Below are 24,360 nucleotides of genomic sequence, written 5' to 3'. Positions count from 1 at the left end.
GATTATTCGGCGGCTTTTTTATTTTCCCGAAAGGATCTGAAGCATATGAGAATAAAGGACTTTGATGCTAAATGGTGCCAATTGTTCGCTTCGGCATTCAGATCAATATCCCCTACCGCTGAAGAGGCCAAAGCGTCGTTCCAGATTGTCAGAAAACGGGTGTCAGCCATGCGAAGAACGAAAAATAAATTCGTCCTCCTTTATCCGTTCGAAAGCAGCCGGCGAAATGCACGCGTTGGGGCCGTTGGAAAGGAAATGCACAGTTTAGTGGCAGAGTAAAATGACAGAAGGAAAAAACCCCCTAAACATCGAATTTGATATTGGAGGTGGCACTTCTTTTGAATTGGACAAACCTTTTAAGTGGATTAATCGGTGCAGTAGTAGGTGGATTAGCAAGTATTATTGGAGGTCTTTGGGCCACTAATAAAAATATTAAAGCGCAGAATACGGTCTTGCTTAAACAGGAACAAAATGAACATCGAAAAAATCAATTGATTGCAAAAGCAAGCGCCAAAACAATGATGGATCGCTAACAATTATAGGTAAAGGGAATAAGGAAAGAAAACTCGTTTTGACGCCAAAGATCTTACGTGCGCTTGAAATTTATAAACCTGTTAGACAATCGATTCTTGAAAAGCGTAGCAGAACAGAGGAAGCTGCGTTATTTATATCTCAAAAACAAGGAAAACGATTAACAAGAAGAGCCATGGAACTAATCATTGAGACAATTGCTAATGAAGCTGGAGTAAAAGCAAACAACCAAAAAGTTACACCTCATAAGTTGACACATACCTGCGCAACAGTCTTATATAATGACGGCGAAGGAGCAGATTTATTAGCAATTGCGGATTTATTAGGGCACGCTGATCCTAAGACAGCTACCATTTATACAAAGGTCAATATAGAAAAATGCGAAAAATAGTAATCAGCGGGGTGATACAAAATAAACCCAGTAAATAGCAATTGATCGGAATTCTAATTATATTAAAAGAATAACGATCAATTCAGCATATTATTTTTAGTTTCGCAGTTAATAAGGGGAGATTTGAAAACCATGGTACATAAGGGATTAAGCTGATCTTAGGACATATGTACAAAATACGGGTTTTGTGAAGAAGTCTAAGAACCAACGTTCCTAAATAAAGAGTCCACTAGGAACCAATATTCTCACCGGACATAAACTTGTTTCATAAAAAATAGCCGCCATTTTGGCGACTTAAGACTTAAAACGATCATTCGGCTGTAACCTCTTGTTTATGATTGAACTCTTAATCCTCAGATGGATCCTCATCCATGTCGACGGCTGAGTCAAATACACTGTCCTGAGGAACTTTCGTCAAATCCAACCTTTGCTTCACCTGGTAATTGATATTCCCATACCAGTCCTCAAAGGAGTCATCCAGCTGCACTTCTCGATTACGATCCTCGTTTACATCCGAATCAACTTCAATTTTTTTACCCAATACCCTGTAGTCGTCTTTGGGATGGATCATTCTTTACTTCAGCTCCTTTGTATACGGATTGAATTAAAATCCCCTATAAAACCAATTTTATGCAATCCCGAGTAAAGGACAGTGGGGATAGGATCAATAAATGATCGATTCTAATCCCCACCTCCACCATTTCAACTTCTTACTGCTCGTTTAATACTTTCTGCAATGTTTCTGCATCCAAAAGCGCTACGAGCGCTATTACCGGATTCCAATAATCTTTGTAGTGTACGATTTTATTGTCTCTCGTTTCGATCACCGAGATATATTTCTGAAGATAAGGCTTGCCGGTGGTCAGGACTATCGCTTCCTCAATTTCGAATTCGACTATCATGATATTGGGGTTCATCGCGAAGTGAAAGGTTGGTTCACTGAACCGTGTGATATCAAACCTTTGAGGGAAGTCTTTAACATACTCATAAATGGCAGCCTTGCCTTCAAGTTTTTGAGTAAAGCCTTTAGGAGCGTAAGGAAACTCGAACAGCGCATTGTCATCAAACAGCTCAATAAATTGATTCATGTCTTTTTCCAAAAAAGATTTGCAAAACTTATGGAAGATCTCCCGTGAAGCTTCCTGCACCTTTTCATAATCTGCCGGATTGAACGTCATATTTACCACTCCTTATCAAAATTGAAATATTGAATCTGCAACCGGAATGCCCCGGCTTACGACTCTGGCGATTGTTTCCGCGCAAGGATCTCGGGAGGTTGGGCGCCAAGCCACCATGCCGGATTTGCCGATCCTTCGATGACACGTCCATCCGTATGCACATAATAGCGTTTATCGGGTCTTTGAGCGAAATCGCCATTCAGCGCCCGCTGCGTCCATTCCGAGCCGTAACGGAAGATCTCCGCTGCAACACCGCCAAGGGGATGGAATTCATTCTCATAGATCCGCAGCTCCTTGGGAGCCTTGATGAGCTCGTATAGCGCAATCGCATCTTCAACCGGGATAAGCTCATCAAATTCACCGTTGCCGATCAGTACCGGGCAAGTGATGTTCGGAACCAGATGCCAAATGCTGTAATTCGCCGCCATTTCCTTATCAAACTTCTCTTCATCGGTATATCCGGACATATACATCATATTGGCCTTGAAGCTCGGTTGAGCTTTGCTGAAAGACTTCTCCAGTTCACCGGGGCCTGCCATGAATGTGGCTAATGATTTCAGACGGTTGTCGTGGGCAGCTCCCCGTAATCCCCAGATCGCGCCCATACTGACTCCAAACAGACCTATCCGATTCTTGTCAACCTGTGGTAGCTCCTCAAGAAAGTCAATATACCGGCTGATGGCGCGCTGGTAGTTGGTTAAGGTGACTTTGAGTCCGGATGATCCGGATTCTCCCTGACCAGGCCCTTCAATCGACAGAGCAATCATGCCCCGGGACGTATAGTAGCGTTGGGCAATCTGGATATAATCCTCTTTGATCATGTCCATGCCCGGACCAAGAATGACAGCAGGAGCGTTCGATACGTTTCCTTCAGGGAGAAACAGCAGACCGAATATTTTTTTGCCTTCAAAATCCAGCTCAACCCTCTGGATCGTTTGATTGCTCAGGCGCGAAATCGCTGCGACGGACTCATTACGGCGCTCGCGAAATACGGCTTTTCTGGGATCATCGTTAAAAAATGAATATTGCGCTCTGCCCCACATCACCGCAGCACGCTGATACAAATCTTTGGCGGTTGCCGGGAAACCCTCGCTTTCATAGTGCTTTGCGCGTTCTTCTGCCTGGGCCGCAACGGTCGACCATGCTTTCGGGATCATGACGCCGCTTTTAACCAATTCAAATACTCTGTCAAAGTCTCTGTGATTGTGGCCGCATTCTTCTAACGTTGCCTTCGCTTCGGGATGCAGGGCGTCAAATCCCCCTTGTGAAAGTGCGATATCCAGAATCCATCCTTGTGAAACTGCTCGTTGTGTCATTTTTTTAACCTCCGTATTTTTATTTTTAAGTACTTACAAGCCGAGAGCCGTCCAGCCTCCATCTACAAAAATGGTCTCGCCTGTAATATAAGAAGCTGCATCGGATGCAAGAAATACCGCGGCACCCGCCAGCTCATTGGGATGGCCCATTCTGCCAAGGGGAGTTCGTTCCGTCACTTTTCCGGCAAAATCTTCTTTTGCATCCGAGACGGTTTTTACAAGCGGGGTTTCAATATAAGAAGGCGCAATCCCGTTCACATTGACCCCATACTTTGCCCACTCTACCGCCAGAACCTTTGTCAGCATATTAACTCCCCCTTTGCTGGCGCAGTAGGCGACAGAGCCTGTGAGCGCAGTTGTGGACCCCACTGATGAAATATTAATGATTCGTCCACGGTTCTGCTTGATCATTTCCCTGCCCGCATACTGTGCGAATAAGAAAACACCGGTGAGATTAACAGCAACAATTCGGTTCCAGTTGTCCAATTCGTATTCTTCCGCTGGCGTTTTAATCGTCATTCCCGCATTGTTAATCAGAATATCAATAGATCCGAAACGATTTTTCGTCTCATCTACTACTTGTTGGATATCCTCGGGCTTCGTTACATCGCAAGGGATCACCAATGATTCCGTTCCTATCTTGCGAATCTCATTCGCTACCTCCTCTAATTCGGACTGCGTACGACTGGATAGAACCACATTTGCACCCGATTCGGCTAATCCCAAAGCAATACTTTTTCCGATACCTCTGCCTGCGCCTGTCACAATAGCGGTTTTTCCGCTCAAGTTAAATAATGAGTTCATAGCTTCAGCCGCTTTCAATTCTGTTTCCAATGTGAGGCGTGCGCGATGGCAAAGTCTTTTAGAGATTTAGGCGGTCGTCCGGTCACACGCTGAACTGTATCCGTAACCTGGTCTTCAGTACCGTGAAGCCTGATCGCTTCATCCAGCCCTGCGAGAAAATGAGCATAGTCTTCGGCCATCCCGAACTTCATCATCCCGGCCGCCAGCTCTTCCGTGCTAATATTTACATGTTGGATGGTTCGTCCTGCAGCAGCGCCGATGATTTCTCCAGCCTCCGCATAACTAAACGAATCAGGACCTGTGATGATATGATCTGTATTGTGAGGCTGCTCATCAATCAGCGCTCTTACGCCCACCTCGGCAATATCGTCGGCATCAACGAATCCGACCCGGCCCGATCCTGTAGCCGTAATCATTACCCCGTCACTGTTGATTTGGGCTCCGTGGTGACCCTCAGTGAAATTTTGCATAAAATAAGAAGGCCGTAGTACCGCCCATTCCGGCACAAGCTGACGTATTACCTGATGCACCTTGCCGAACACAGGTCCATTCTCAGGAACGGAAGCGCTGCTAAGTAACACGACCCGGCGTACCCCTTCCTTTAAAGCCTTCTCCAAAAAAGGCACCATCATCTTGGACGGGTCCATGACTGCAACGGGACCCACCAGGTAGATCTTATCCACGTTTTTCAAAGCCAGTTCAAACGTCGTCTCATCAAACCAATCAAAAGCCACATGCTCATTAGTGCTTTCTGAAGCGGAAGTACCGCGGTCGGCCGTACGAACAGCATAGCCCAGATCGGTAAGCCGCTTAGCTATACGGCTTCCCGTTTTGCCTCTTCCGCCAGTCACTAAAATTTTACCGTTATTCAACATATCCATTACTCCCTTTCTTTTTTAGACTAATAAGTCCAAAATATTCATGAATAGTCAATCAAAAAACAAAATAGTAACTCTGTAATTGGAAACCGGAGTTGGAACGATTGATTTCTAGATCAAACGATCTAATAATTCGTCCAAAACCCGGATCAGAGGTTAATTTAACAGCCTGGGTTAGCGATTGCTTCTGCCCATGCATTGAACACCTCCTTTCTGATCCCTATCATACCCATTCCAGACTATTTAGTCAAGAAAAAAATTAGATCATTGAAAATCCATCCCGTCTGCTGAACCATCCCTCCAGTCGTAAATGCGCTCATGTTAATATCACTGTCGGACAATCAATAGAGGATTCCCACAAAACTTGCAAGACTTGCAAGTCTTGTCTGAAGGCGCGGTTCCCTTAAACCTGTTGGACCACATGTAAAAAAGCAACAAAGTTTTTCTTGACTAAACAGTCTATTAAAGTTTAAGATAACATTAAGAAAGGTTCGATGGATAATGAAGCTTCATAGATGCTTCATTATATTTTTCCAAATATTTGACCATTCGATCCAGAAAGTTGGTGGCCGCTGATGATTTGAACACCGCTTAAACAAGAAAATCTGCCAATGTGAATGCAGCCGCCTAAAATGAAGGAAATTATCAAAATTAATGTGGAGGTAGATGTTATTATGTACGAATTCAATTCAAAAATCTCTGTTTTGGATCTCGCCCCGATCTTGTCGGGCAGCACACCCAAAGATTCTTTCCGACGTACGCTGGAGCTCGCGCAACACGCCGAAAAGCTCGGTTATCACCGATATTGGCTCGCTGAGCACCATAATATGCCAGGAATCGGGAGCTCGGCAACATCGATCTTGATCGGACATATTGCGTCTGGAACTAAGAAAATCCGGGTCGGCTCAGGCGGCATCATGCTGCCCAATCATGCCCCGCTCGTCATCGCCGAACAGTTCGGAACACTGGAATCTCTGTATCCGGGCCGGATAGATCTAGGATTAGGCAGAGCTTCAGGCTCCGACATGCGTACCACCCGCGCTCTCAGGAGGACGCTGGGCAGCAACGGGGATGATTTCCCGGACCTTCTGCGCGAACTGCGCTCTTACTTCCATCCCGAAGACGAACCTATTGAACCGGGAGTACGGGCTATTCCCGGAGAAGGAATGGATATTCCCATCTGGCTGCTGGGCTCCAGCGGGTTCAGCGCACAATTGGCGGGTCGTCTCGGACTGCCTTTCTCATTCGCCAGCCATTTCGCACCCGATTATTTGCTCCAGGCCTTGGATTTATACCGCAGCGCCTTCACTCCCTCGCGAATGTTGGATAAGCCCTATGTTATGATAGGCTTAAATGTCATTGCGGCTGATTCGGCCGAAGAAGCAAGCTGGCTGGCTACTACAGATGAGCAGCAAGTGTTGAATCTGATTCGCGGCCGTACCAGCGAATACAATCCTCCGGTTGAAAACATGGATGCCTTGTGGAATGAGCAAGAAAAAACGCGAATTCGTAAACAAATGGATTTCGGCATTATCGGAGATCGTACCACGATTCTTAAGAAGCTGCCCGTTCTGTTTGAAGAAACGAAGGCGGACGAATTCATCGTAACATCCCATATTTACGATCATCAAGCCCGTTTGCGGTCCTACGAAATTTTAGCGAATGCTGTCAACGAGTTAAGGCAGTAATGGATGCTCATTGAACCGCCAGAGGAAGTGGTCAATCCATAGATCCATATGTTGTTATCATTCCAATGAAAGAACAAGGATCATCAGGCTGCGTCAAACCGCCTAATGATCCTTGATTTTTACCATATCTATCTTTTCATCGCTTGAGTAACCATTCGTAAACGGATTGAATTCAGCACAATAACGATCCCGATTGAAGTAACAATCGCCCCGAACGTAAGCAAGGCCGGCATAAGCCCCCAATAAAACGATAATATCCCGACACCTAATGTAGGCAAAATCATGCCTGAATACGCCGCAATATAAAAGATTGACAGAAGGCGGGCTCTTTCGGAAACGGGTGCCATACTCCCGGTCAGTTTCATGCTGCCTTGAAACGTCCACCCGCACCCGACAGCCTGTATCCCCTTCCCCAGCCACAATAACGCACTATTTATCAATGTTCCGGCCATTAACATGCACCATGTCCCTGCAAGCAGCAATAATACTCTCGCTTGTATACGGCGAATCGCATCGCCAGGCAAAGGAATTAGCTGGGCAAGCGCCCCTCCCGAAAGCAGAATGAACAAGAGAATACCCGGGACAGCAAAATTGGTTGAGTGCATTACAGACCGAACGAAGGTTGGCATCAAGGCAAGTACAGTCCCGTTAAGCGCAAACGCCGTAAATACGGAGGGAGCGGCAAATGCCCAGAACAAGGTTCGATGGGAGGACGGTACGCCCATACTGATCTGAAATAGTCGCCGATTCCCGGTCGATTCTCTCCTTTCACGGATACTGGCCAGGAGAAGCATGCTGATGCTCAGAGCGATAAACATGCTTTGGTAAGGAATTTTCACAGGTGACAGCGGGCTGTACTGGATGATTATGCCGCTAATTGCCGGTCCCAGCCCAAACCCGAGCATGGTAACAATACTTGACAGCGTCAATGCATGCGCCGTTTGGTTCTGTGAGGAATGTTGAAGCAAAAGAGCTGTCCCTGTTCCCATGAAAGCTCCTGACGCCATCCCAGCCAACGCCCGTGCAAGGTACAGTAACGAGATATTTGTGGCTTCAGCGAAAAATATCGTCGAAAGAATTGCCAATCCTAAGCCGATGTACACTACTTTTTTATTGCCCCATACATCCCCTAAAGGACCTGCGATCAACAATACCGGCAGCAGGCAAATGGAATAAATAACGAACAAGCCTGTAACGATAACGCTGTTAAGATGAAAAGCAGTTGCATAGAGCGGGAAAAAAGGCACTGACAGATTCGTATTGATAGCCAACGCTATGATTGTGAATAGGATACGTTTCATCGGCTTACCTCTAAATCTTGGCATAAGGTGACTTGAGCATCATTACGATTTTAGGGCGCTTGTATATTTATATTGATTATCGTAGCGTTCTACCAGTTTCACATATTGTTTTGAACTTTCTTGTACCCACCAAAGAGAATTGCCGGATAATTCTTTTTTGACTTGTCCCGGGGAACCTGCAACAAGCTGCCGGTTTGTAATTTTGCTATTACCTGTAATGACACTGCCTGCTGCAATGACATTCTCATTCTCAATCGTTGTCCCGTCGAGCACTACAGCGTTCATACCGATAACATTATCATTTCCAATCATACAATTATGCAGAATCGCGCCATGTCCAATCGTATTGTTATTACCGATAAAAGTCCCGGATTCTGACATGTGAATGACGCAGTTATCCTGGATACTGTTATTTTTCCCGATTCGGATCGGTCCCACATCTCCCCGCAATACTGCGCCGAACCAGATATTGCTGCCTTCCTCAATGGTAACATCGCCAATAATACTGGACTTCGAAGTGCTTCGGAAAATTCTGCATGTAGTCGTAGAGATCTGCCTTGCCTTCCTTCATTTCCGGGAAACCTGCAGGACCGTAAGGGAACTCCAGTACCCCGTTCTCATCCCACAATTCAACCCATGCCTTAATATCCCCGCCCGACAGATGTTTCAGATGATTGCGGAATGCTTCTTGTGCTCTTTCGCGAACTGCTTCTTGGGTTAGTGTTTGATTTACCATTGTATTTTCCTCCAGACAATTTGTAATTTTTTATTAGATCATTTGGTCTAATTTGATTAAAAAAAGATGTCGACTTAAATCCATTACTCCGAGAAGCGCACAGCATCATTCACATTGCCGACCGACTCGATCGCAACTAACGGATTCCAGAAATCACGATAACGTCTGAGACCATCCTTCGTTTCCACGACGCTGATATATGTTTGATTGTACGGATTGCCAGTTTCACGATGCTTACCCATCGACTTGAATTCTGCGATTACCAGCTCCGGATCAACCGTCAGGTGGAACTTAAGGTCCGTAAACTGGACTTGGAAGTGCTTCGGAAAGTTCTGCATGTAATCGTAGAGATCCGCCTTGCCTTCCATCATTTCCGGGAAACCGGCAGGACCGTAAGGGAACTCCAGCACCCCTTTCTCATCCCACAATTCAACCCATGCCTTGGGAGTGGAGAGCAATACATGAAAGCTATTCAAATTCGTCAAACGGGATCATATTCGGTTCTGACATACGAAGACGTTCCATTGCCGTCGCCCAAAAGCAATGAAGTGCTGATTCGCGTTAAGTTTATAGGTGTCAACTTTGTCGATTCCTTGATTCGTTCCGGCAGCCTGCCTCCTATTGTTATGCCGGAGTTTCCTATGATCCCTGGCGTGGAGTGTTCCGGGATCGTTGAGGCGACAGGATCCGATGTAGAACATGTAAAACCTGGCGACCCTGTCGTTTTCTTCGGTAAACAAGGAGTCGGCTGTTATACGGAATATGTGGTTGGCGAAGCGGCCCATGTGACCCCGGTTCCATCCCAGGTACCTTTAGATGAAGCGGCGGTCCTTCCGGTTAATTATTTTACGGCCTCCGATATGCTGCATCATATCGGAGCTGTAAAACGCGGACAAACCATTCTTGTCCATCCCGCCGCTGGAGGTGTTGGCACAGCTTTAATCCAACTAGCAAAGCTTACGGGTGTAAGGATTATCGGACTCGTCGGATCTGACGAAAAGAAGGCATACATTAAGCAGCAAGGGGCAAATTACGGCATCAATTACAAAACAGAAAATGTAGTGGAGAGAATAATGGAGATCACTAACGGCGAGGGCGTTCATGTATCCTTCAATGCTACATCCGGTCAGACGATTATGCGCGATGCCGAGATCCTCGCAACTTTCGGACAAATTATCGTCTTTGGGACACTGAATGGATTGCCCGCAGGAGCATTGGAAGAAATCTATTCCCGATTCATTACCAAAAGCATTGCGGTAAGGGTATACTCCGTTTATTCGCAATATGACCAAAATTATGATCAGTACGATCAAGCACTCAAGCAATTATTCCATTATTTAGCGGATGGCTTAATCAAACCGCAGATCTATCAAACCTTCCATTTGTCTGAAAGTCCTGCCGCTCATCGATCGCTGGATCAAGGAAAAGCCAAAGGTAAAATTTTGCTTCATCTATAATGGTTAAACGCTTTTGCATTCGAAATCATGGTATGTAGCCACATCAAAAACCCGGGGAAGAAATTCCCCGGGCTAACGCTAAGAGTAAAATGTCCGCATTCATGGTCGCAGGTGTCAGAATACATATGTTCCCAGCTTCCTTGTGGCCTGTGCTATCGCTTGTCCAGGCCTCGTAAAAGATCGTTTTCAGCTAGACCAACTTCAGCGTCTTCTCGACGACCGCGGAGTGAATACCTACCGAGGTTTCTCTCATGTACTCTTCGCGCATCTTGGCAGCCTTCTTGTAGCTGTCGGCCTGTAAAGCCTTCATCATCTCTTCCTTAGAATCGAAGCTGATCTGGACGATCGCGTCGATTGGAAGCTCTGCTCCATCGGTCATAACGTCCGATAGGTAGTGCTGGATGTACTCCCTCGTCTCGGGAAGCCCGACATAGGTCGGTCCGTAGTCAAATTCCATGAAGTGCCGAAAATCTTCGGTTGAAATCTCAGGTTTCTTCCGAATTACAGTCATCATCGTGAACATCAGTTCTTCACCTTCCATTTTCTAAAGGTTTGTGCGAGTATGTCAAAACTCAAGGAAAGTAACCCCTTAAGTTGTTACCTATACGATACAACTTAAAGTTAAGTTTAAGTCAAGCTATTAAAACTTAATTTTCTGAGTGTGTCGAGATTTTTTTCAGCTGTAACTAATCCATCATAAACCGCAATTTTTTGATTCAGTTGTTTCAAATTCTCTCTCATCCGCATCAATTGTTGTTCAACATTCTTTTTATGTGCCAGTAAAATCTCTCTTCTTTGCCCTATTGTTTCATTTCCTTGCACGATTAGATGGGTGTATTTTTTAATTTCTTCAATCATCATACCCGTGTCTTTCAAGCAAACCACTAATTCCAGTAATAATAAATCTTCATCTGAATATTGCCTTCTTCCGCTCGTATTGCGATTTACGTTTGGGATAATTCCTTCCTTTTCGTAAAATCTTATCGTCGACGCAGGTAAACCGCTCATTAGTGAAGTCTGACTCACGGAATACATCATCTTTTCCTCCATTCCAAGCAGATTTTTTAGGTTTTTGGCTGACTTTTAGCCCACAGCCCGATGGATAACGCGCAGCACAGTGCCGCAAAGACCGTCACGCCGAAAAATCCGTTCAACTGCGCGTACAAAATTCCGGCGATATAGGCCCCGGCGGTCGTTGCGGCGTAGAGGACCCCGTTCGATAGAGCTGCGATCGTCCCCCGGGCGGTGGTAGACAGCGTCTGTAACAGCGCCATCATGAGGGGGAATATTGTCCCGAAGACTAGATACAAGACGAAGAAGCACAAATGCACCAGCAACGGCGACGCTGCGAGGTTGAGCAGCAAATAAAGCACCGCCATGATGCCGATCCCGCCTAACAGCACGGTTCGTCCGCCGAGTCTCGCCGCCGCATGGCCGCCGACAAAACTGCCGATCAAGTTGCCAAGGCCCATGAAAATGAACACATGACCGATCTCCGACACGTTCATGCCGAACTTGTCCGTGAGCCAGTTACCGATAAACGTGAATACGGCTAAGGCGCCCGTCAAAATCGCGAAATAGGCCAGATAGGACCCTTTCGCCCCATTTGCGCCGAGCAGCTCGGCATAACGATCCAATATGGAAGGCTGCTTGCCGGCAGTCGCAGGCTTAAATTGGGGGACGATCCATAAAATCAACGCGAACAGCGCAAAAGCGATTCCCCCGATAATAAAAAACGGCATCTTCCAGGAATGCTCGGCCAAGTAGCTGCCAATTGGCACACCGACCGTCTGCGAGACGGCGAAACCGGCCGATACGATGCCCATCGATTTCGTCACCTTCGGGGCGGGAACTAGAATCGGAATCGTCGCCCACACCTGCGGAGACGTGAACGCCGCAAAAATGCCGGCCAGCGCCCGAAACGCAAACATCGACCAGAAGTTCCACGCCAGGCCGCACAGGAAGGTGGAAACCGCAAAACCGAGGATACCAAACAGCATGATCTTTTTCCTGTTCAAACCGTCCGACACCGGCCCCGCAATAAGCGCAAACAATGCGTAGCCCAGCGCATACGCCCCGACCATCCAGCCCGATGCTTCGACGCTGATATGAAACTGCTGCCGAAGCGTCGGCAGAAGCGGCGAGACCAGAAACGTATCCGTACCTATTACGAATGCAATCAGAAAATATAAGCTTAAGATGCTCTTCATTTCCGGTTGCTCTCCTTTCTTCGTTCAAATGACTGCGTATTAATCTCTCACAGGGACATCCCCAGCACGTCCGAGATATCGCCGCAAAATATAACTTGAAACGATGTGCAGGAAAATATTTTTATTATAAAATGGTTTGCTTCCCTTTACCGTAATCTTTATAATGAAGGGCGAATGCCATAGGGAACGAGGTGCTGTCATGCTGTCCTTAGAAAAACAAATCCTGTACATGCTCCTGCATCGGCGAGCCATTTCGACCTCCGAGTTTATTCGGATCTTCAAGGGTCGCGGCAAATCCGAACAGGTTATTCGCAATACGCTCTCTTCCTTAAAGAAGAAAGGCTACATCGTGGCCGAAGACCGGAAATATAATTTGGCGGAAGCAGGCGCACGGGTTATCGAGAGCCTGCAGCTGAAATTTTCCGGCATGGATACGTTGTGGGACGAGCGCTGGCATTTCGTCATGTTCAGCATTCCCGAGCAGCATCGTTCGATGCGGAATTCGTTCCGCCGCGAGCTTATGCAAATCGGTTACGGGCTCTTATTCGACGGCGTCTTCGTGTGCCCGTTCAATCGCGAGAACGCCGTGCTCGAGTTTGCTGCGCAGTTCGGCTTGGACAAATCATGGATTCGCACTGCAATCGGCGAGCTGCGGCACGGTCCGATTACGGCGATCGACGCGGAACGGATTTGGCCCGTCCAGACGCTGAACGAGAAATACGCCTGGTTTATCGGGTGGATCAACGACAAGATCAAAGAATCGTCGGCTTTCATAGAGAACAGCTCGGAGCTTATGCCGTGGGATGTCCTGCTGCTCATTTTGGAGGCCGGAGAGGCGTTCGGTGAAATTTTGCTGGAAGACCCATTCCTGCCGAAAGAGTTGCTGCCGGACGATTGGAAAATGCCGAAGGCTCGGGAGTTGTATCACTTTTATATCGGCCATAAGCTCGCTCCCCTGCTCCAAAGGGACAAAGAGTTGTATTCCCTGATTGTTTCGACGGACTGAATATCGACAATGACGGCTTAAGCTGTCAAACAAGCTTGCGGCTGAAGCTCGTCGCAGCCATGATGAGACTAGCGGCAAAAATAACGGCGGCGACTTCATTGAGGCTGCCCGTCGTTGCCTTGCCGCTGAAGACGGCGCCGATCAGGCTCGTCGCTAAAATGCTCCCCAAAGAGCGGAAGGTAAGGAATAACCCGGACGCCGCGCCTGTCTCCCCCGGTTTGGCAAGCGTGAACAGAGCCGTCTGCCAGCCAACATTGGCAAGGCCGTTCGGGATGCCAAGAATAGCTAGAACGGCCAGCAGCCAAGTTAATGTGGTATCTGATTTTACGAGCAGCAGCAGCGCTGTGCCAAGGACCAGAAACATGTACCCGATGACGATCGATCTTCTGTACGTGTAGCGGGAAATGATGGGGACCGCCACCTGCGTCGCTACGATTCCGGATACCAGCATCGGCAGCAGAATAAGCCCCGTCTCCTTCGCCGAATATCCCCGCAGCTGCTGCAGCCACAAAGGCAAACCATAGAGGATACAGTAATACACAAAACTTGTACCTGCGTACTGCACATACACCATCAATAGTTTCAAATTAGACTTCAGAAACCTCACATTGATAAACGGGTTCTCACTGCGCAATTCGTAGCCGATCAGCACGCTAAACGAAGACGCGGCAGCAATAAGCATCCACCAAATCGGGCCGTTCTTCATGGACTGCAGAAAGTACATGAGCCCGAAAAGCGTACTGCTAAATAGCAGAATACCCGGAATATCAAGCTGGCTCCGCCAGGACACCACGCTCCAGCCAGCGACGGCCGAGGATTGTTCTCGGGGAATCCATAGGCGGAATAAAGTCATGATCAGCATCACAATCGGGACGTTAATCCAGAAAATGGATCGCCAATCGATGAAATATACAAGAAAACCGCCGATGACCGGGCCGAGCGCCGCCGTAATGTTGTTCGTGAAGGAAATCATCCCTGTAGCTGAAACGGGAATTTTCCCGTCATTCGTCCCGGCTGCGGCCGCAGAAGCTTGAAGCATTGCCATCCCTGCCGGAAATAACGCCGTATTGCTGAACGACTGCAAAATGCGCAGGGCTACCAGCCACCCGAACGACGGCGCCCAAACGGAAAGCAGGCTGAACAAGGCAACGAAAATGAGCCCGGCGCTGAAAATGCGGCGGGGCCCGTACAGATCGGCAAGCTTGCCCATAACCGGCTGGCCGATGGCCGTCATCAGGAAATAACCTAAAATCAGCCAGGACGTCTGCGCGATCGAAATCTGATAATAGGGAGCGATTTTCAGGAGCGCAACCGAGATCATCGACGAGTTTAGGGGATTCAGCATTGCCGCCATGGCGACAATGCCGGTCATTTTTCTGGCGGTTGAAGTCATCTTTAGGCGATTGATCGAATGGAAAGCCGCGAGTTGGTCATTCATGTTTCACTCACCCTCTTCCTCTCAATTCTGGGCAAGTCTTCGGGGCCAAAATGCCAGCAGCACGCGCCTGAAGAGGCGCGCACCGCGGCAAGCTTCGTTTAAGGTCAGCTGTCAGTTTTAGCCTCGAAATACTCCACCAACAGTCCGTCGGGATTCCGAACCATCATGTTTTTGCCGAACGCGTTCGAGTGCGGGCCGTGCACAATTTCCGCCCCGTTCTCCTTCAGCCACGGCTCGAACTCGCCAAGGGAATCAACGTAAAAGATAGCCTGGATATCGCGAACTGGGTCCAGCGCTTCCTTGTCGCCGGACAAAATAAGAACACCGCCGATTTTCGCGCCTTGAATGTCCCGTTCGGCAATATCGAAGCGCATCTCGCAGTCAGTGCCTTGAATATTCTCGTAGAAGGCGATCGTGCTTTCGAATTTCTCTTTGTCGGTATAAAGGCGAAGTATTCGGTCGGTCACGAGCATAACATTCATCCTCTCCAATAAATTACTTATCGTGTAAATTACATATTGTGGCGTATTACGACGCATTCGAGACTGCTTGCCGCTGCGGCGGCTTCCATCGCTTCAGGCAAATCCTTAAGCGAATATAATTTCGTTGCGATCGGGCTCATGTCAAGCTGTCCGCTTCTCAGCAAATTCAGCAGCTTGAGATGGGCGTCGGCATCGTACATGAAGTGGCCGATGATCTCCAGGCTGTTGAACATCATTTGCATGTAGTTGACAGGCAAAGGCGAGGTCATGCTGCCCATCAGCACGAGCCGTCCACGCTGCCGCAGGCTCCCGAGTGCCGCCAGCGTCGCGTTCGGGTCTCCGGCCTGGCCGATCATATCGAATGCCATGTCGGCTTCGCCCCCCGCCGCTTCGCGTAGGGCTTCACCATCCTTCTGGACGTCGCCGCTGAGCGCCACGGCTGTAACCCGGCTGCCGGCAGCTTGAGCCAGCATCTCGAGCGACGTGGTGTTGCGACCGGCTGCGACGACTTTGCCCGCTCCCATGGCCAGCGCTACAAGCACCGCCGCCGTTCCGTAAGCCCCGGTCGCGCCGGTGACGACGACCGTTTCACCCGCCGCCAATCGGCCTCGCACGAGTCCGCCGTATGGTACGACGCAGCGGCTGAAGACGGCGAACTGCTCCGGAGCAATAGGGTCCAATCCTTCTACAGGAGTGACCGCCATAACCGGGAACAGCGCATATTCGGCAAGGGTCCCGTCGGCCCAATCGGCCTGCATTTGTTCACCTATACCGCCGAAATGGGTGACACCCATCAAAATTTGCCCTTTTTCAGGGACATTTTCGCCCGAGACCAGATGCGAGGATAAAATGACACGCTGCCCCGGCTTCAAATGCCATACGTCGGGACCGACGGCCTCGATAACCCCGAAGCCGTTCCCTCCGGGAGTGAACCAGCCTTTCGGCGGCAAATAGGTCGGGAGCTTGCCTTCGACATATTCTTTCAGATACGACATCAGCGACGAAGCTTCGATTCGGACCAGCACACTTCCCGGACGTACTTCCGGCTTCGGAACTTCCTTGAGTTGTAATCCGCTGCTGAATCCTTCGATTTGCCATGCCTTCATCGTGTTGCTCATAGGCAATTTCCTCCTTTTAAAAAATGCAAACGCCGGCGTCAGGGAGAAATATAACATAATATAGTGCGTAAGTAAATATTATTATTATACTTTAAGACGCATTATCGTTATGACTAAGCGTGGTTTACCATTGATTTAAGTTCATACCACAACCTCATCTCATACTGTCGAAGGACATGAACTGGTTTCCTATAAAAAAACCGCGCAGTGCGCGGCTCCAAATCAATGATTTTGATTAAAACAGCTTAAATAATAAAGCCGCCATCCATAACTAATGTTGTGCCAACTGTGAAAGATGCTTCTTCTGAGAGTAGGAAGACTATACCTTTGGCAATTTCTTCTGATTCAGCGATTCTTTTCATTGGAATCATTTGCGAAAATTTTTCAATCATTGCATCTCCAAGTCCTTCCGTAATTTCAGATTTGGTTGGGCCAGGTGCGATGGAATTAATTCGAATATTCTGATTAGCCATTTCTTTGGCAGCTACTTTAGTTAAAGCCTCAACAGCGAATTTTGATGCACTATAAGCACTAGAAAGATTGGTAGGTCTAATTCCAGCAATGGAGGAAACATTCACAATGGCTCCGCCTCCTGTTTTCAGCATTTGTCGGACTTCGTATTTCATACAGGCAAACAAGCCTATAACATTCGTTTGAAACGCATCTTGGAGATCCTTTGTATCGGTTTCAACCAAAGGAGCAGGTGTTTTACTTATCCCTGCGCTATTTACAGCTAAATCCAACCTTCCATAATGATCAACGATCCACTGAATGCCATCGCGTATGCTTTCTTCACTCGCAACATCCATCTTCAAGAAAACGGCTTCTCCACCCAGAGCGCGAATTTCGTCCACAACTTGTTGTCCCTTCTCTTCACGGCGGGCTGCGATGACAACCTTAGCTCCCTTGGATGCTAATATCACTGCAGTCGATTTACCTATACCACTTGTTGCACCTACCACTAAGGCTATTTTGTTTTTCATTTTCAAAACCTCCATATCTTTGTATTTTCGAAATAGATTGAACGTTCGTTCTAGTGGTAATAAAAAAGAATACTTCCCGTTGATACGCCAGATTCCTTTGAGATTAGCGCCATCGAGGTCGCCTGTAATTCCTTCCGAATAAGGATGTTAAGTGATGTTCAAAACGGCTCGCTGTACCTTGTTGTATTTCTCAAACAGTCGACTCCTCCTTTCTCACTATAAAAATCGAACGTTCATTCTAACCAAGAATACAACCAATTCGCTATGTTAGTCAACACAGCCGATTGACTGGTGTATGGTAAAACGATACTTTTTTCGTTCAGTACACATATTTCCTTTGAGTACAAAAAAACGGATTCCAGTTGTAATATCTCTGGATTCCGCTTTTCATACTAATTTTACTCTAACAAATATTTGTATATGTATCTCAATTTTCTAAGTGAGATTCCCAGAGACGATTGATTCTATCCAGTTGCCCCAGCGTGTAAGCAATATGGCAAAGGTCGTGAACTAAGACCCAGATGGAAGTGCGTCCTTCCGGAGGAACTTCTCCCCAGCACAAAACCCCTCGGCTTAAATCAATCGGTGCAGGTAATAAATTGGTTTCTGTTAAATTATCAAACGTTTTTTTCAAACGGTCTCTTGTATCTTCTAACAGTTGTTCCAGTTCTGTATGATCTCCCTGAACACCGAATTCATTAGCGCGAACTCGATCTGTTGGAATTCCCCCTACCACATCTCCAATCCAATAAGCGGCTGATCCCAGCAAATGGTAGGTCAAGACAAAGGGACTATTTTTCATTTGATTCGGTGTCCAATTGAGAGCTTCCGGAGGAAGATTTCGAACAATTTTAAAGACGTCATCTAATAGTCCCTCTGCAATCACTTTTAAATCTTTCCCCACTTGGGTGCTGATATTTGTTTGTACGTTTTCATTTGGCATAGGTGTATACACTCCTCGATTGATGAATTATGAATTACAGAATGGCGTAGTCATAGTTAAATAGTAAAGGAAACCCGCCGGTGTGAATAAAAATAACTGCATCATACTTAGACAATTGTCCATGCTGCCCCATGTGAATCAAAGCCGCCATGGCTTTGCCTGTGTAAACCGGATCCAGGAAAATCCCTTCTGATCTCGCGGTTAGATGAATGGCACTGCGGCAGGCCTCGGTTATATCAGCGTATCTTGACCCAATAAAACCATCTTCGATCCACACTTGTCCCTCGTCTATCGTCTGCTCATACCCGGCCAGTTTCAATGTTTCTGATGCGATTCTGGCCGTTTTTTCTTTTTTGATATCCGTATTCCCGCTTACACTTACACCCAAAATCTCAAAGTTATTCGGAATAATACTTGCACCAGCGATTAATCCTGCATGTGTACCGCAAGTTCCTGTCGCGACAGCAATAAGAATACGTTTGGCATCCATCTGCATGGAGCTGATCTGCTGAACCAACTCCTGAACAGCCAAGATATAACCAATGGTTCCGAGCGCATCCGTCCCTCCTTCCGGAATAATGCAGGGGGTCCCGCCTTGGCTGGTTATGGTCTTAGCAACTTGAACCATCGCTTCATTAATAACCTCCAAAGGCGGGCGATCGGCTGGCGGGCTTACGAAGGTAATTTCCGAATCCATCAAGTGATCCAAGTACAAATTACCACGGCGTTGCTTGTCGGGTTGACCGCTTAATACCAAATGAGGCTTTAGCCCAAGCTTTCTGGCAGCAGCAGCGGTTAGCTGGGCATGATTGGATTGTACGGCTCCAGTCGTAATAATGTGAGTAGCTCCATCCTTAATAGCTTGGCCTAATTGAAATTCAAGCTTTCTTGCTTTATTCCCCCCTCCTCCAAGACCGGTCATATCTTCCCTCTTGATCCAAAACTGACAACCTAACTGCCGGGATAGCTGGTTGGTAGGTTGTAAGGGAGTAGGCCATGTTCCTAACATGACACGAGGCAGAGCCAAGATATTTTTCATTCCCATTCCCCCTGCTTTCTGCGATTTCCTGTTCAACGTAACTCATTATAATTTTCAATAAACTAACCTGTCAACACAAATTATAGGGTTAGTTATATATCTTTTCCTTTTAAATTAACCCTTCATACGTATATAATAGAGTTAGAAAACAAAGCGAAAGGTGACCCCATATAATGCCTGTTCAAGAAAAATTTCAGTTTATTTCAGACTCTTTATCTTTGAATTTGGTTAATACAGAAGAGAATCGTAGAGGAAAAAGACATGATCTGCTGGAAACCGATCAGCAAGTGTATTCTTGGCTTGAACACATGTTCTCCGTGCAAGTCATCCATGCCGAACAATTCTCACAGAACAATCCTGACCCTTTCACACAAGAATCCATGTCCGATCTTAAAGAACTTAGGGGGCTTTTGCGAAAAGGCTTTGAGAATATCGCTGATGGGCAGCAAGTGGACGAGCATTGGATTCATTCATTGGAGAAATATATCCATAACGCTCCATTTACCTTTGCAATCAAGGAAAATAAGCTATTACCCATTCCCTGTGGACCTTATTTAAATGCGCTTCTTTCCCTGATTGCTTATGATGCACTGGAATTGCTGACGCACGGCAAGCTTGCCGCTCTTCATCGATGCTCTAACCCCAAATGCCTATGGATGTTCATGGATGTTACAGGAAAACGCAAATGGTGCTCTATGAAGATATGCGGAAATCGTATGAAAGCAGCACGACACAAGGATCGCTCTTAACAACAAAGGTGAAAAAAAGAGCCACCACTTTTTGAGTGATGCCTCTCTATTTCTACAGTTACATGAATGTTAATGGAAGAAGTTTGAAGCATTCGAGACACTTAACGCACCCCAACATTTTTCCGTATACCATTCAACTCTTCCAGCAGCTGCTCGAGCATTTGCTCAAAACTACCGATGAGCCCGTCATCCAAAGCGTTATAAACGGCCGTACCTTCTTGATCAGCGGATACAAAGATCGGATCAAACGGAATGCTGCCAAGCAGAGTAACCCGTTCATCGGCGAACAAGGACACATCCGTACTGCTGAGGCACTCCATCCATTTGTTTTGAATCAAATAGAATTGTTCAATGCCAATATCCCTCGCCAGCCGGATTACGGATTTTGCCGTCTCCAGGCTTCGGCTTCCCGGCTCGATTACGAGGATCAGCGCATCCACGTTTTTGGCAGTTGAACGTCCAAGATGCTCAAGTCCCGCTTCAAAATCAATAATTACCGCGTCATTTTCCTCGGTCACCAGATAATTGAGCAAGGTTTTCAGCAGCGTACTCTGCGGACAGGCACAGCCGGTACCGCCCTTAGCTGCTCCGCCCATTTGCAGCAGTCTGATGCCTTCTTTGCTCACAACATATTCCTCCGGAATATCGTCGACTTTCGGGTTCAGGGAGAACCAGCTGCCGCTGACGCCCGGCTCGCTCCCGGTCTTTTTCTTGATTAAATCCCGATCATCGGCGATGGTGCGGACTTTCGACAGTTCCTCTCTGCTGAACCCAAGCGCCATACCCAGATTGGCATCCTGATCGGCGTCAATGGCGAGCACCCGGTGCCCTTTTTCTGTAAGCAATTGGGCGAACATCGCGGCAACCGTTGTTTTTCCCACGCCGCCTTTGCCTGAAATTGCGATTTTTAAGGTCTGGCTCATTTTTCTCCATCTCCCTCCCTTATCTTCAGATCCCTAACGCTTCTCGTTTCATATCAATCCGTTCAAGTAAAATAGCGGCCGCTCTCACAGGGTCACTTTCAACGATCAGCTTCCCTCCGAACAATCCATCCATCGTAATGCCTTGATCCTCGCGGCTTCCGGTCAGTGTCCGGGCAACCAGATTCGAGCCCGATATCTGCGGGTCCACGCCGACATGAACGTCCACTCCATGTGCCATAAAATAAGTTCCGATTGTAAGCGCCTTTGGGCTATGCGTTTCCGGACAGCTGCCGACTGCGGGAAGGCTGGAGATGGGAACATCCAATTCGTCCGCAATAGCTGACAGCAAATCGAGCGGTCTGGAGTTATCCACGCAGCTGCCCATGTGAAGTGCCGGCGGCAGTGCGGGCAAGCCCGCAAGCTGACCGAGCTGCAGCAGCATAGCCTTTAAACTGTCGCCGCAAGCTTCAAGACCGTCTTCATTCATGAGCCTGTATTTGGCCAACGAATGCGCGGCGCAGCCTGTGGTCACAATGAGTACATTGTTTTTGAGCAGCTCTCTTGCAACAGTGACATTGCCTATATCTTGCGGCTCCCGCGGGTTGGTACACCCGATCACTGCGGCAACTCCGCGAATAGTTCCGTCTTTGATCGCGTCAATCAACGGCTGTAAAGGCTTGTCCGCATTGATTTTTGCCGTCACTTCACAAATCTGCTCGACGGAAAAACCGGCATGGGCCTCCACCGCACCGGTCGGGATAACCACTTTGGCCTGGTCCCGTTTTGCAAAATTACGGATTGCTCGCTCCACGATTTCCCTGGCCGCATCATCCGCGTATTCCGGTTCAAAGTTCACGTGCGTCGCACCCGGAATTTTAACATGCGGCATCGTAGTAATGATTTCCGTATGATAACATTCCGCCACCTGCTGGATTCCCGGCATAATACACTGAATATCGACAACCATCGCTTCGAGCGCGCCTGTCACAATAACCAGTTCCTGGGAAGAAAAGCTGGAAGCGGCGTGCACCCCCTGACGCATTAACAGCTCATTTCCCGTACAGCAGACACCGACAATATTGATTCCTTCCGCACCGACAGTCAGGGCTTTATGCTCAAGTATCTGCGCCCATTCAACGATTTTCTCCGACAACAGCGGAATATGGCCGTGAACCGCGATATTAATTTTCTTCTCATCAAGCACCGCAAGGGAGTAATTGAATTTGACCGCTTTCGGCGTCCCAAACAGTATATCCTGCAGATCGGAAGACAAATGCAGTCCGCTGTAGCCGTCCACCAGCCCCATCGTAACCGAACCCAGCAGCAGGTTAAGCGGATCGGCATCTCCGCCCATGGCGTTTCGAGTGACCGCTTTTGCGATTTCCAGATGGGCATTCACCGGCGTGATGCCAAGCTTATCCCAGATTTCGCGCGACTTTTGGTGTCCCCGATACTCAATCCAGTTCATCACGCCCTCATGCTTTTGAAAATCCTCAAGCGCCGCAAGCGCCACAGCCTTTGCAACTTCGTTAATGGATTTCCCTTCCGTCTCCAGGTTCAAGCCTTTCGCGACTCTCATCAATTTGCCGACATCCCGGATCACATACGGAGCCTTTCCTTCCGCCGTCTTCAGCAAAGCTTCCGCGACTTCCCGGCCGTGTTCAGCATGGCCCGCCGCTCCCTGAATCATCGTGTTCAGGAGACTTCGCGCGACTAATGTATCCGCATCCGCACCGCAAACGCCGCGCCTCGGCCCGCTTCCGTTCGGGACAATCCGGCAGGGACCTTCCAGGCAGGAACGGCAGCAGAGGCCGGCTGACCCGAAAGGACACCTCGCCGCCGTCTGGTCGGCACGATCGAAGGCCGTCTCGATCCCTCTGCTTCTCGCAACCGCCAGCATTTGCTGAACCTGAGTATCATTGGAGATCTCTTCAGGTTCTCTTATTTTGCCCACTAGTATTTCACGCCCTCTCTCCTTCATAACAATTTCAGATTGCCTTCGGATTATCGCTAGCAGCTTCGTCTGTTTCCTACGTGTAGTAATCTATTGATAAATTGCAATCTATTGGCAATTATAACATTTGCTATGCTTCGAACCAGTGAACCTTTTTATAAATCATGCGATATGGCAAGGTAAAATGTGTACTATATTCATTAAAAGATCACAATCCGGAAAGCGTAGAACAAGTCTTAGAAGTCGAATTAAAAAAACTGAACGGCCAGTTAGCCGTTCAGTATCAAGGGATCGCTGAATTGATGAGCTGCATCCAATTTAAGTCTCAGGCGCTAATCCTCGGAGATCAGGAGCTTCTCGACGATAAATGCAATCAATCCAGCGGCCGTCCAGTTGACCATGCTTTTCGTCTCGGCAAGCCTGCTAAGCATCCTTTTCCGCGGCACGTCTCTCCCTCGGTTAATTCGGATAGATCGCTCTTAATGATTCCCATTGAATGGGTTTTACAGCGATAATGGGCCGAATGGCTTTGGCCTTTTGTTCGGCTTCTTCCAATGAATCGGCAAGCCCCAATTCGCGCAGTGTTCCGACCGCCACGGTACCCGTGCGTCCTTTTCCCCCGCCACAGTGAAAAGCAACTTTCTTTCCTGCTCGGTAAGCACCCACCACTTCCTGAATTGCTGTGCGGAAGAGCTCTCCTTCCGGCTCTGTTGCATGGTCTCCCAAGGGCACTTTAATCCACTGAACAGTATCTACTGGGTACGCACATCCCTCCGCCTCTTCGCGCAGATCTACGACGACCTCGACACCTTCCTCTTTAACCATTTGTTCGACATCTTGAGCTCCGCCAAAATAAATTTTGTCTTCTACCAAAGCTTGATAAGTTTTTGTCATAGGAATCTCCCTTTTGTTCTTATGTCAATTCAAATTGGCATTACCATGCCTTAACAGCAGCTTCCGCCGCTACTAATCACCAGACCAGCCCCTTCGTCGTCTCGGGTATAATCGAGAGTCATCTCTTTAACGAGTTCGGCAATCTGGGGATCATATGCCACTTGAATGTCTTTGACCACATGGATCACGTCATCTTCGCGCGGTGTGTTAAGCATCATTTGATAATCCGGGCCGGCCCCAGCAGCCCGCTCCGGCTAAACCGAATCTCAAGGTAGTCATACCTGATTCTTTCATTGCTTCTTCAATGTAGTGTTTGGCGCCATCTGTGATTACCATCCACG

The 24,360-nt window shown here is 47.8% G+C and carries 28 protein-coding genes; 6 read left to right on the top strand and 22 right to left on the bottom strand.

Annotated elements, in window-relative coordinates; genetic code table 11:
• Positions 1 to 338: 338 nt before the first annotated feature.
• Together G5B47_RS17265 and G5B47_RS17260 are read left to right on the top strand one after the other, a co-directional pair.
• A complete protein-coding gene (locus G5B47_RS17265; RefSeq protein WP_165100494.1) occupies positions 339 to 533 on the top strand; it encodes a hypothetical protein in 195 nt (64 codons plus the stop codon).
• 38 nt (positions 534 to 571) lie between these two features.
• Positions 572 to 922 carry a tyrosine-type recombinase/integrase gene (locus G5B47_RS17260; RefSeq protein WP_206107413.1) on the top strand — a complete coding sequence of 117 codons (351 nt, stop codon included), beginning with the start codon at positions 572 to 574 and terminating at the stop codon, positions 920 to 922.
• Between the two features lie 346 nt (positions 923 to 1,268).
• Here G5B47_RS17260 and G5B47_RS17255 read toward each other — a convergent pair whose 3' ends face one another.
• From G5B47_RS17255 to G5B47_RS17235, 5 genes are all read right to left on the bottom strand, one after another.
• Positions 1,269 to 1,493, bottom strand: coding sequence for a hypothetical protein (locus G5B47_RS17255; protein WP_165100492.1), 225 nt, complete (start codon positions 1,491 to 1,493; stop codon positions 1,269 to 1,271).
• Between the two features lie 139 nt (positions 1,494 to 1,632).
• Positions 1,633 to 2,100, bottom strand: a complete 468-nt coding sequence (locus G5B47_RS17250; RefSeq protein WP_165100490.1) for a nuclear transport factor 2 family protein — start codon at positions 2,098 to 2,100, stop codon at positions 1,633 to 1,635.
• 56 nt (positions 2,101 to 2,156) lie between these two features.
• Entirely contained in the window at positions 2,157 to 3,416 is a 1,260-nt protein-coding gene (locus tag G5B47_RS17245; protein WP_165100487.1) for an alpha/beta hydrolase, read from the bottom strand.
• Positions 3,417 to 3,449: 33 nt separating this feature from the next.
• Positions 3,450 to 4,220, bottom strand: coding sequence for an SDR family NAD(P)-dependent oxidoreductase (locus G5B47_RS17240; protein WP_025334939.1), 771 nt, complete (start codon positions 4,218 to 4,220; stop codon positions 3,450 to 3,452).
• Between the two features lie 14 nt (positions 4,221 to 4,234).
• Positions 4,235 to 5,095, bottom strand: coding sequence for an NAD-dependent epimerase/dehydratase family protein (locus G5B47_RS17235; RefSeq protein ID WP_165100484.1), 861 nt, complete (start codon positions 5,093 to 5,095; stop codon positions 4,235 to 4,237).
• 677 nt (positions 5,096 to 5,772) lie between these two features.
• Between G5B47_RS17235 and G5B47_RS17230 the strand changes: the two genes are divergently transcribed.
• Entirely contained in the window at positions 5,773 to 6,786 is a 1,014-nt protein-coding gene (locus G5B47_RS17230) for an LLM class flavin-dependent oxidoreductase (protein WP_025334937.1), read from the top strand.
• A gap of 128 nt (positions 6,787 to 6,914) precedes the next feature.
• Here G5B47_RS17230 and G5B47_RS17225 read toward each other — a convergent pair whose 3' ends face one another.
• The 4 genes from G5B47_RS17225 to G5B47_RS17210 form a co-directional block, all read right to left on the bottom strand.
• Positions 6,915 to 8,087, bottom strand: a complete 1,173-nt coding sequence (locus tag G5B47_RS17225) for an MFS transporter (RefSeq protein WP_165100481.1) — start codon at positions 8,085 to 8,087, stop codon at positions 6,915 to 6,917.
• Positions 8,088 to 8,129: 42 nt separating this feature from the next.
• A complete protein-coding gene (locus G5B47_RS17220) occupies positions 8,130 to 8,468 on the bottom strand; it encodes a gamma carbonic anhydrase family protein (RefSeq protein WP_235949737.1) in 339 nt (112 codons plus the stop codon).
• A gap of 100 nt (positions 8,469 to 8,568) precedes the next feature.
• A complete protein-coding gene (locus G5B47_RS17215) occupies positions 8,569 to 8,823 on the bottom strand; it encodes a nuclear transport factor 2 family protein (protein ID WP_025334934.1) in 255 nt (84 codons plus the stop codon).
• 83 nt (positions 8,824 to 8,906) lie between these two features.
• Positions 8,907 to 9,308: a nuclear transport factor 2 family protein gene (locus tag G5B47_RS17210; RefSeq protein ID WP_165100479.1), complete on the bottom strand. Its 402-nt coding sequence runs from the start codon at positions 9,306 to 9,308 to the stop codon at positions 8,907 to 8,909.
• On the opposite strand from G5B47_RS17210, the gene G5B47_RS17205 reads away from it, so the two are divergent.
• Positions 9,285 to 10,280: a quinone oxidoreductase family protein gene (locus G5B47_RS17205; RefSeq protein WP_165100477.1), complete on the top strand. Its 996-nt coding sequence runs from the start codon at positions 9,285 to 9,287 to the stop codon at positions 10,278 to 10,280. The two genes, G5B47_RS17210 and G5B47_RS17205, sit on opposite strands and share 24 nt — an antisense overlap.
• Before the next feature lie 190 nt (positions 10,281 to 10,470).
• On the opposite strand, the gene G5B47_RS17200 is transcribed toward G5B47_RS17205, so the two are convergent.
• From G5B47_RS17200 to G5B47_RS17190, 3 genes are all read right to left on the bottom strand, one after another.
• Positions 10,471 to 10,803, bottom strand: coding sequence for an EthD domain-containing protein (locus tag G5B47_RS17200; RefSeq protein WP_025334931.1), 333 nt, complete (start codon positions 10,801 to 10,803; stop codon positions 10,471 to 10,473).
• Positions 10,804 to 10,907: 104 nt separating this feature from the next.
• Complete coding sequence (locus tag G5B47_RS17195) at positions 10,908 to 11,318, bottom strand: MerR family transcriptional regulator (protein ID WP_235949717.1); 411 nt, start codon at positions 11,316 to 11,318, stop codon at positions 10,908 to 10,910.
• A gap of 26 nt (positions 11,319 to 11,344) precedes the next feature.
• The gene (locus tag G5B47_RS17190; RefSeq protein WP_165100475.1) at positions 11,345 to 12,490 is read right to left on the bottom strand and encodes an MFS transporter; all 1,146 of its coding nucleotides are present in this window, start codon (positions 12,488 to 12,490) and stop codon (positions 11,345 to 11,347) included.
• Between the two features lie 199 nt (positions 12,491 to 12,689).
• Between G5B47_RS17190 and G5B47_RS17185 the strand changes: the two genes are divergently transcribed.
• The gene (locus G5B47_RS17185) at positions 12,690 to 13,496 is read left to right on the top strand and encodes a PaaX family transcriptional regulator C-terminal domain-containing protein (protein ID WP_165100473.1); all 807 of its coding nucleotides are present in this window, start codon (positions 12,690 to 12,692) and stop codon (positions 13,494 to 13,496) included.
• A 25-nt stretch (positions 13,497 to 13,521) separates the two neighbouring features.
• Here G5B47_RS17185 and G5B47_RS17180 read toward each other — a convergent pair whose 3' ends face one another.
• From G5B47_RS17180 to G5B47_RS17150, 6 genes are all read right to left on the bottom strand, one after another.
• Positions 13,522 to 14,934: an MFS transporter gene (locus G5B47_RS17180; protein ID WP_165100470.1), complete on the bottom strand. Its 1,413-nt coding sequence runs from the start codon at positions 14,932 to 14,934 to the stop codon at positions 13,522 to 13,524.
• Positions 14,935 to 15,038: 104 nt separating this feature from the next.
• Complete coding sequence (locus tag G5B47_RS17175; RefSeq protein ID WP_165100467.1) at positions 15,039 to 15,401, bottom strand: VOC family protein; 363 nt, start codon at positions 15,399 to 15,401, stop codon at positions 15,039 to 15,041.
• A gap of 44 nt (positions 15,402 to 15,445) precedes the next feature.
• A complete protein-coding gene (locus G5B47_RS17170; protein WP_206107411.1) occupies positions 15,446 to 16,534 on the bottom strand; it encodes a zinc-dependent alcohol dehydrogenase in 1,089 nt (362 codons plus the stop codon).
• A 245-nt stretch (positions 16,535 to 16,779) separates the two neighbouring features.
• A complete protein-coding gene (locus tag G5B47_RS17165; protein WP_165100464.1) occupies positions 16,780 to 17,517 on the bottom strand; it encodes an SDR family NAD(P)-dependent oxidoreductase in 738 nt (245 codons plus the stop codon).
• Between the two features lie 427 nt (positions 17,518 to 17,944).
• Positions 17,945 to 18,460, bottom strand: coding sequence for a DinB family protein (locus G5B47_RS17155; RefSeq protein ID WP_165100461.1), 516 nt, complete (start codon positions 18,458 to 18,460; stop codon positions 17,945 to 17,947).
• Positions 18,461 to 18,494: 34 nt separating this feature from the next.
• Positions 18,495 to 19,499, bottom strand: coding sequence for a D-cysteine desulfhydrase family protein (locus G5B47_RS17150; RefSeq protein ID WP_165100458.1), 1,005 nt, complete (start codon positions 19,497 to 19,499; stop codon positions 18,495 to 18,497).
• A gap of 173 nt (positions 19,500 to 19,672) precedes the next feature.
• Here G5B47_RS17150 and G5B47_RS17145 point away from each other — a divergent pair, with 173 nt between their 5' ends.
• Complete coding sequence (locus G5B47_RS17145) at positions 19,673 to 20,248, top strand: CGNR zinc finger domain-containing protein (RefSeq protein ID WP_165100455.1); 576 nt, start codon at positions 19,673 to 19,675, stop codon at positions 20,246 to 20,248.
• 101 nt (positions 20,249 to 20,349) lie between these two features.
• On the opposite strand, the gene G5B47_RS17140 is transcribed toward G5B47_RS17145, so the two are convergent.
• The 4 genes from G5B47_RS17140 to G5B47_RS25960 form a co-directional block, all read right to left on the bottom strand.
• Positions 20,350 to 21,171: an ATP-binding protein gene (locus G5B47_RS17140; RefSeq protein ID WP_165100452.1), complete on the bottom strand. Its 822-nt coding sequence runs from the start codon at positions 21,169 to 21,171 to the stop codon at positions 20,350 to 20,352.
• Positions 21,172 to 21,196: 25 nt separating this feature from the next.
• Complete coding sequence (gene cooS / locus G5B47_RS17135; RefSeq protein WP_206107410.1) at positions 21,197 to 23,125, bottom strand: anaerobic carbon-monoxide dehydrogenase catalytic subunit; 1,929 nt, start codon at positions 23,123 to 23,125, stop codon at positions 21,197 to 21,199.
• Positions 23,126 to 23,584: 459 nt separating this feature from the next.
• Positions 23,585 to 24,019, bottom strand: a complete 435-nt coding sequence (locus tag G5B47_RS17130) for a protein-tyrosine phosphatase family protein (protein WP_165100448.1) — start codon at positions 24,017 to 24,019, stop codon at positions 23,585 to 23,587.
• Between the two features lie 207 nt (positions 24,020 to 24,226).
• Positions 24,227 to 24,355 (bottom strand): hypothetical protein, encoded by a 129-nt coding sequence (locus tag G5B47_RS25960; protein ID WP_268958510.1) that lies wholly within the window; start codon positions 24,353 to 24,355, stop codon positions 24,227 to 24,229.
• Positions 24,356 to 24,360 lie beyond the last annotated feature (5 nt).

Source organism: Paenibacillus apii, from assembly GCF_011043685.1.
GTDB lineage: Bacteria > Bacillota > Bacilli > Paenibacillales > Paenibacillaceae > Paenibacillus_AQ > Paenibacillus_AQ sabinae.
Note: the sequence above shows the minus strand (reverse complement) of the source record. Positions and strands in the feature narration are given on the sequence as shown.

Bases quoted from the DNA above. Each gene is read 5' to 3' on its own strand.
- G5B47_RS17240 (WP_025334939.1), bottom strand. From the start codon at position 4,220: ATGAACTCATTATTTAACTTGAGCGGAAAAACCGCTATTGTGACAGGC.
- G5B47_RS17255 (WP_165100492.1), bottom strand. From the start codon at position 1,493: ATGATCCATCCCAAAGACGACTACAGGGTATTGGGTAAAAAAATTGAA.
- G5B47_RS17155 (WP_165100461.1), bottom strand. From the start codon at position 18,460: ATGCCAAATGAAAACGTACAAACAAATATCAGCACCCAAGTGGGGAAA.
- G5B47_RS17215 (WP_025334934.1), bottom strand. From the start codon at position 8,823: ATGGTAAATCAAACACTAACCCAAGAAGCAGTTCGCGAAAGAGCACAA.
- G5B47_RS17250 (WP_165100490.1), bottom strand. From the start codon at position 2,100: ATGACGTTCAATCCGGCAGATTATGAAAAGGTGCAGGAAGCTTCACGG.
- G5B47_RS17170 (WP_206107411.1), bottom strand. From the start codon at position 16,534: ATGAGCAACACGATGAAGGCATGGCAAATCGAAGGATTCAGCAGCGGA.
- G5B47_RS17235 (WP_165100484.1), bottom strand. From the start codon at position 5,095: ATGTTGAATAACGGTAAAATTTTAGTGACTGGCGGAAGAGGCAAAACG.
- G5B47_RS17245 (WP_165100487.1), bottom strand. From the start codon at position 3,416: ATGACACAACGAGCAGTTTCACAAGGATGGATTCTGGATATCGCACTT.
- G5B47_RS17185 (WP_165100473.1), top strand. From the start codon at position 12,690: ATGCTGTCCTTAGAAAAACAAATCCTGTACATGCTCCTGCATCGGCGA.
- G5B47_RS17220 (WP_235949737.1), bottom strand. From the start codon at position 8,468: ATGTCAGAATCCGGGACTTTTATCGGTAATAACAATACGATTGGACAT.
- G5B47_RS17150 (WP_165100458.1), bottom strand. From the start codon at position 19,499: ATGAAAAATATCTTGGCTCTGCCTCGTGTCATGTTAGGAACATGGCCT.
- G5B47_RS17225 (WP_165100481.1), bottom strand. From the start codon at position 8,087: ATGAAACGTATCCTATTCACAATCATAGCGTTGGCTATCAATACGAAT.
- G5B47_RS17145 (WP_165100455.1), top strand. From the start codon at position 19,673: ATGCCTGTTCAAGAAAAATTTCAGTTTATTTCAGACTCTTTATCTTTG.
- G5B47_RS17165 (WP_165100464.1), bottom strand. From the start codon at position 17,517: ATGAAAAACAAAATAGCCTTAGTGGTAGGTGCAACAAGTGGTATAGGT.
- G5B47_RS17190 (WP_165100475.1), bottom strand. From the start codon at position 12,490: ATGAAGAGCATCTTAAGCTTATATTTTCTGATTGCATTCGTAATAGGT.
- G5B47_RS17180 (WP_165100470.1), bottom strand. From the start codon at position 14,934: ATGAATGACCAACTCGCGGCTTTCCATTCGATCAATCGCCTAAAGATG.
- G5B47_RS17200 (WP_025334931.1), bottom strand. From the start codon at position 10,803: ATGTTCACGATGATGACTGTAATTCGGAAGAAACCTGAGATTTCAACC.
- G5B47_RS17205 (WP_165100477.1), top strand. From the start codon at position 9,285: ATGAAAGCTATTCAAATTCGTCAAACGGGATCATATTCGGTTCTGACA.
- G5B47_RS17230 (WP_025334937.1), top strand. From the start codon at position 5,773: ATGTACGAATTCAATTCAAAAATCTCTGTTTTGGATCTCGCCCCGATC.
- G5B47_RS17140 (WP_165100452.1), bottom strand. From the start codon at position 21,171: ATGAGCCAGACCTTAAAAATCGCAATTTCAGGCAAAGGCGGCGTGGGA.
- G5B47_RS17130 (WP_165100448.1), bottom strand. From the start codon at position 24,019: ATGACAAAAACTTATCAAGCTTTGGTAGAAGACAAAATTTATTTTGGC.
- G5B47_RS17195 (WP_235949717.1), bottom strand. From the start codon at position 11,318: ATGATGTATTCCGTGAGTCAGACTTCACTAATGAGCGGTTTACCTGCG.
- G5B47_RS25960 (WP_268958510.1), bottom strand. From the start codon at position 24,355: ATGGTAATCACAGATGGCGCCAAACACTACATTGAAGAAGCAATGAAA.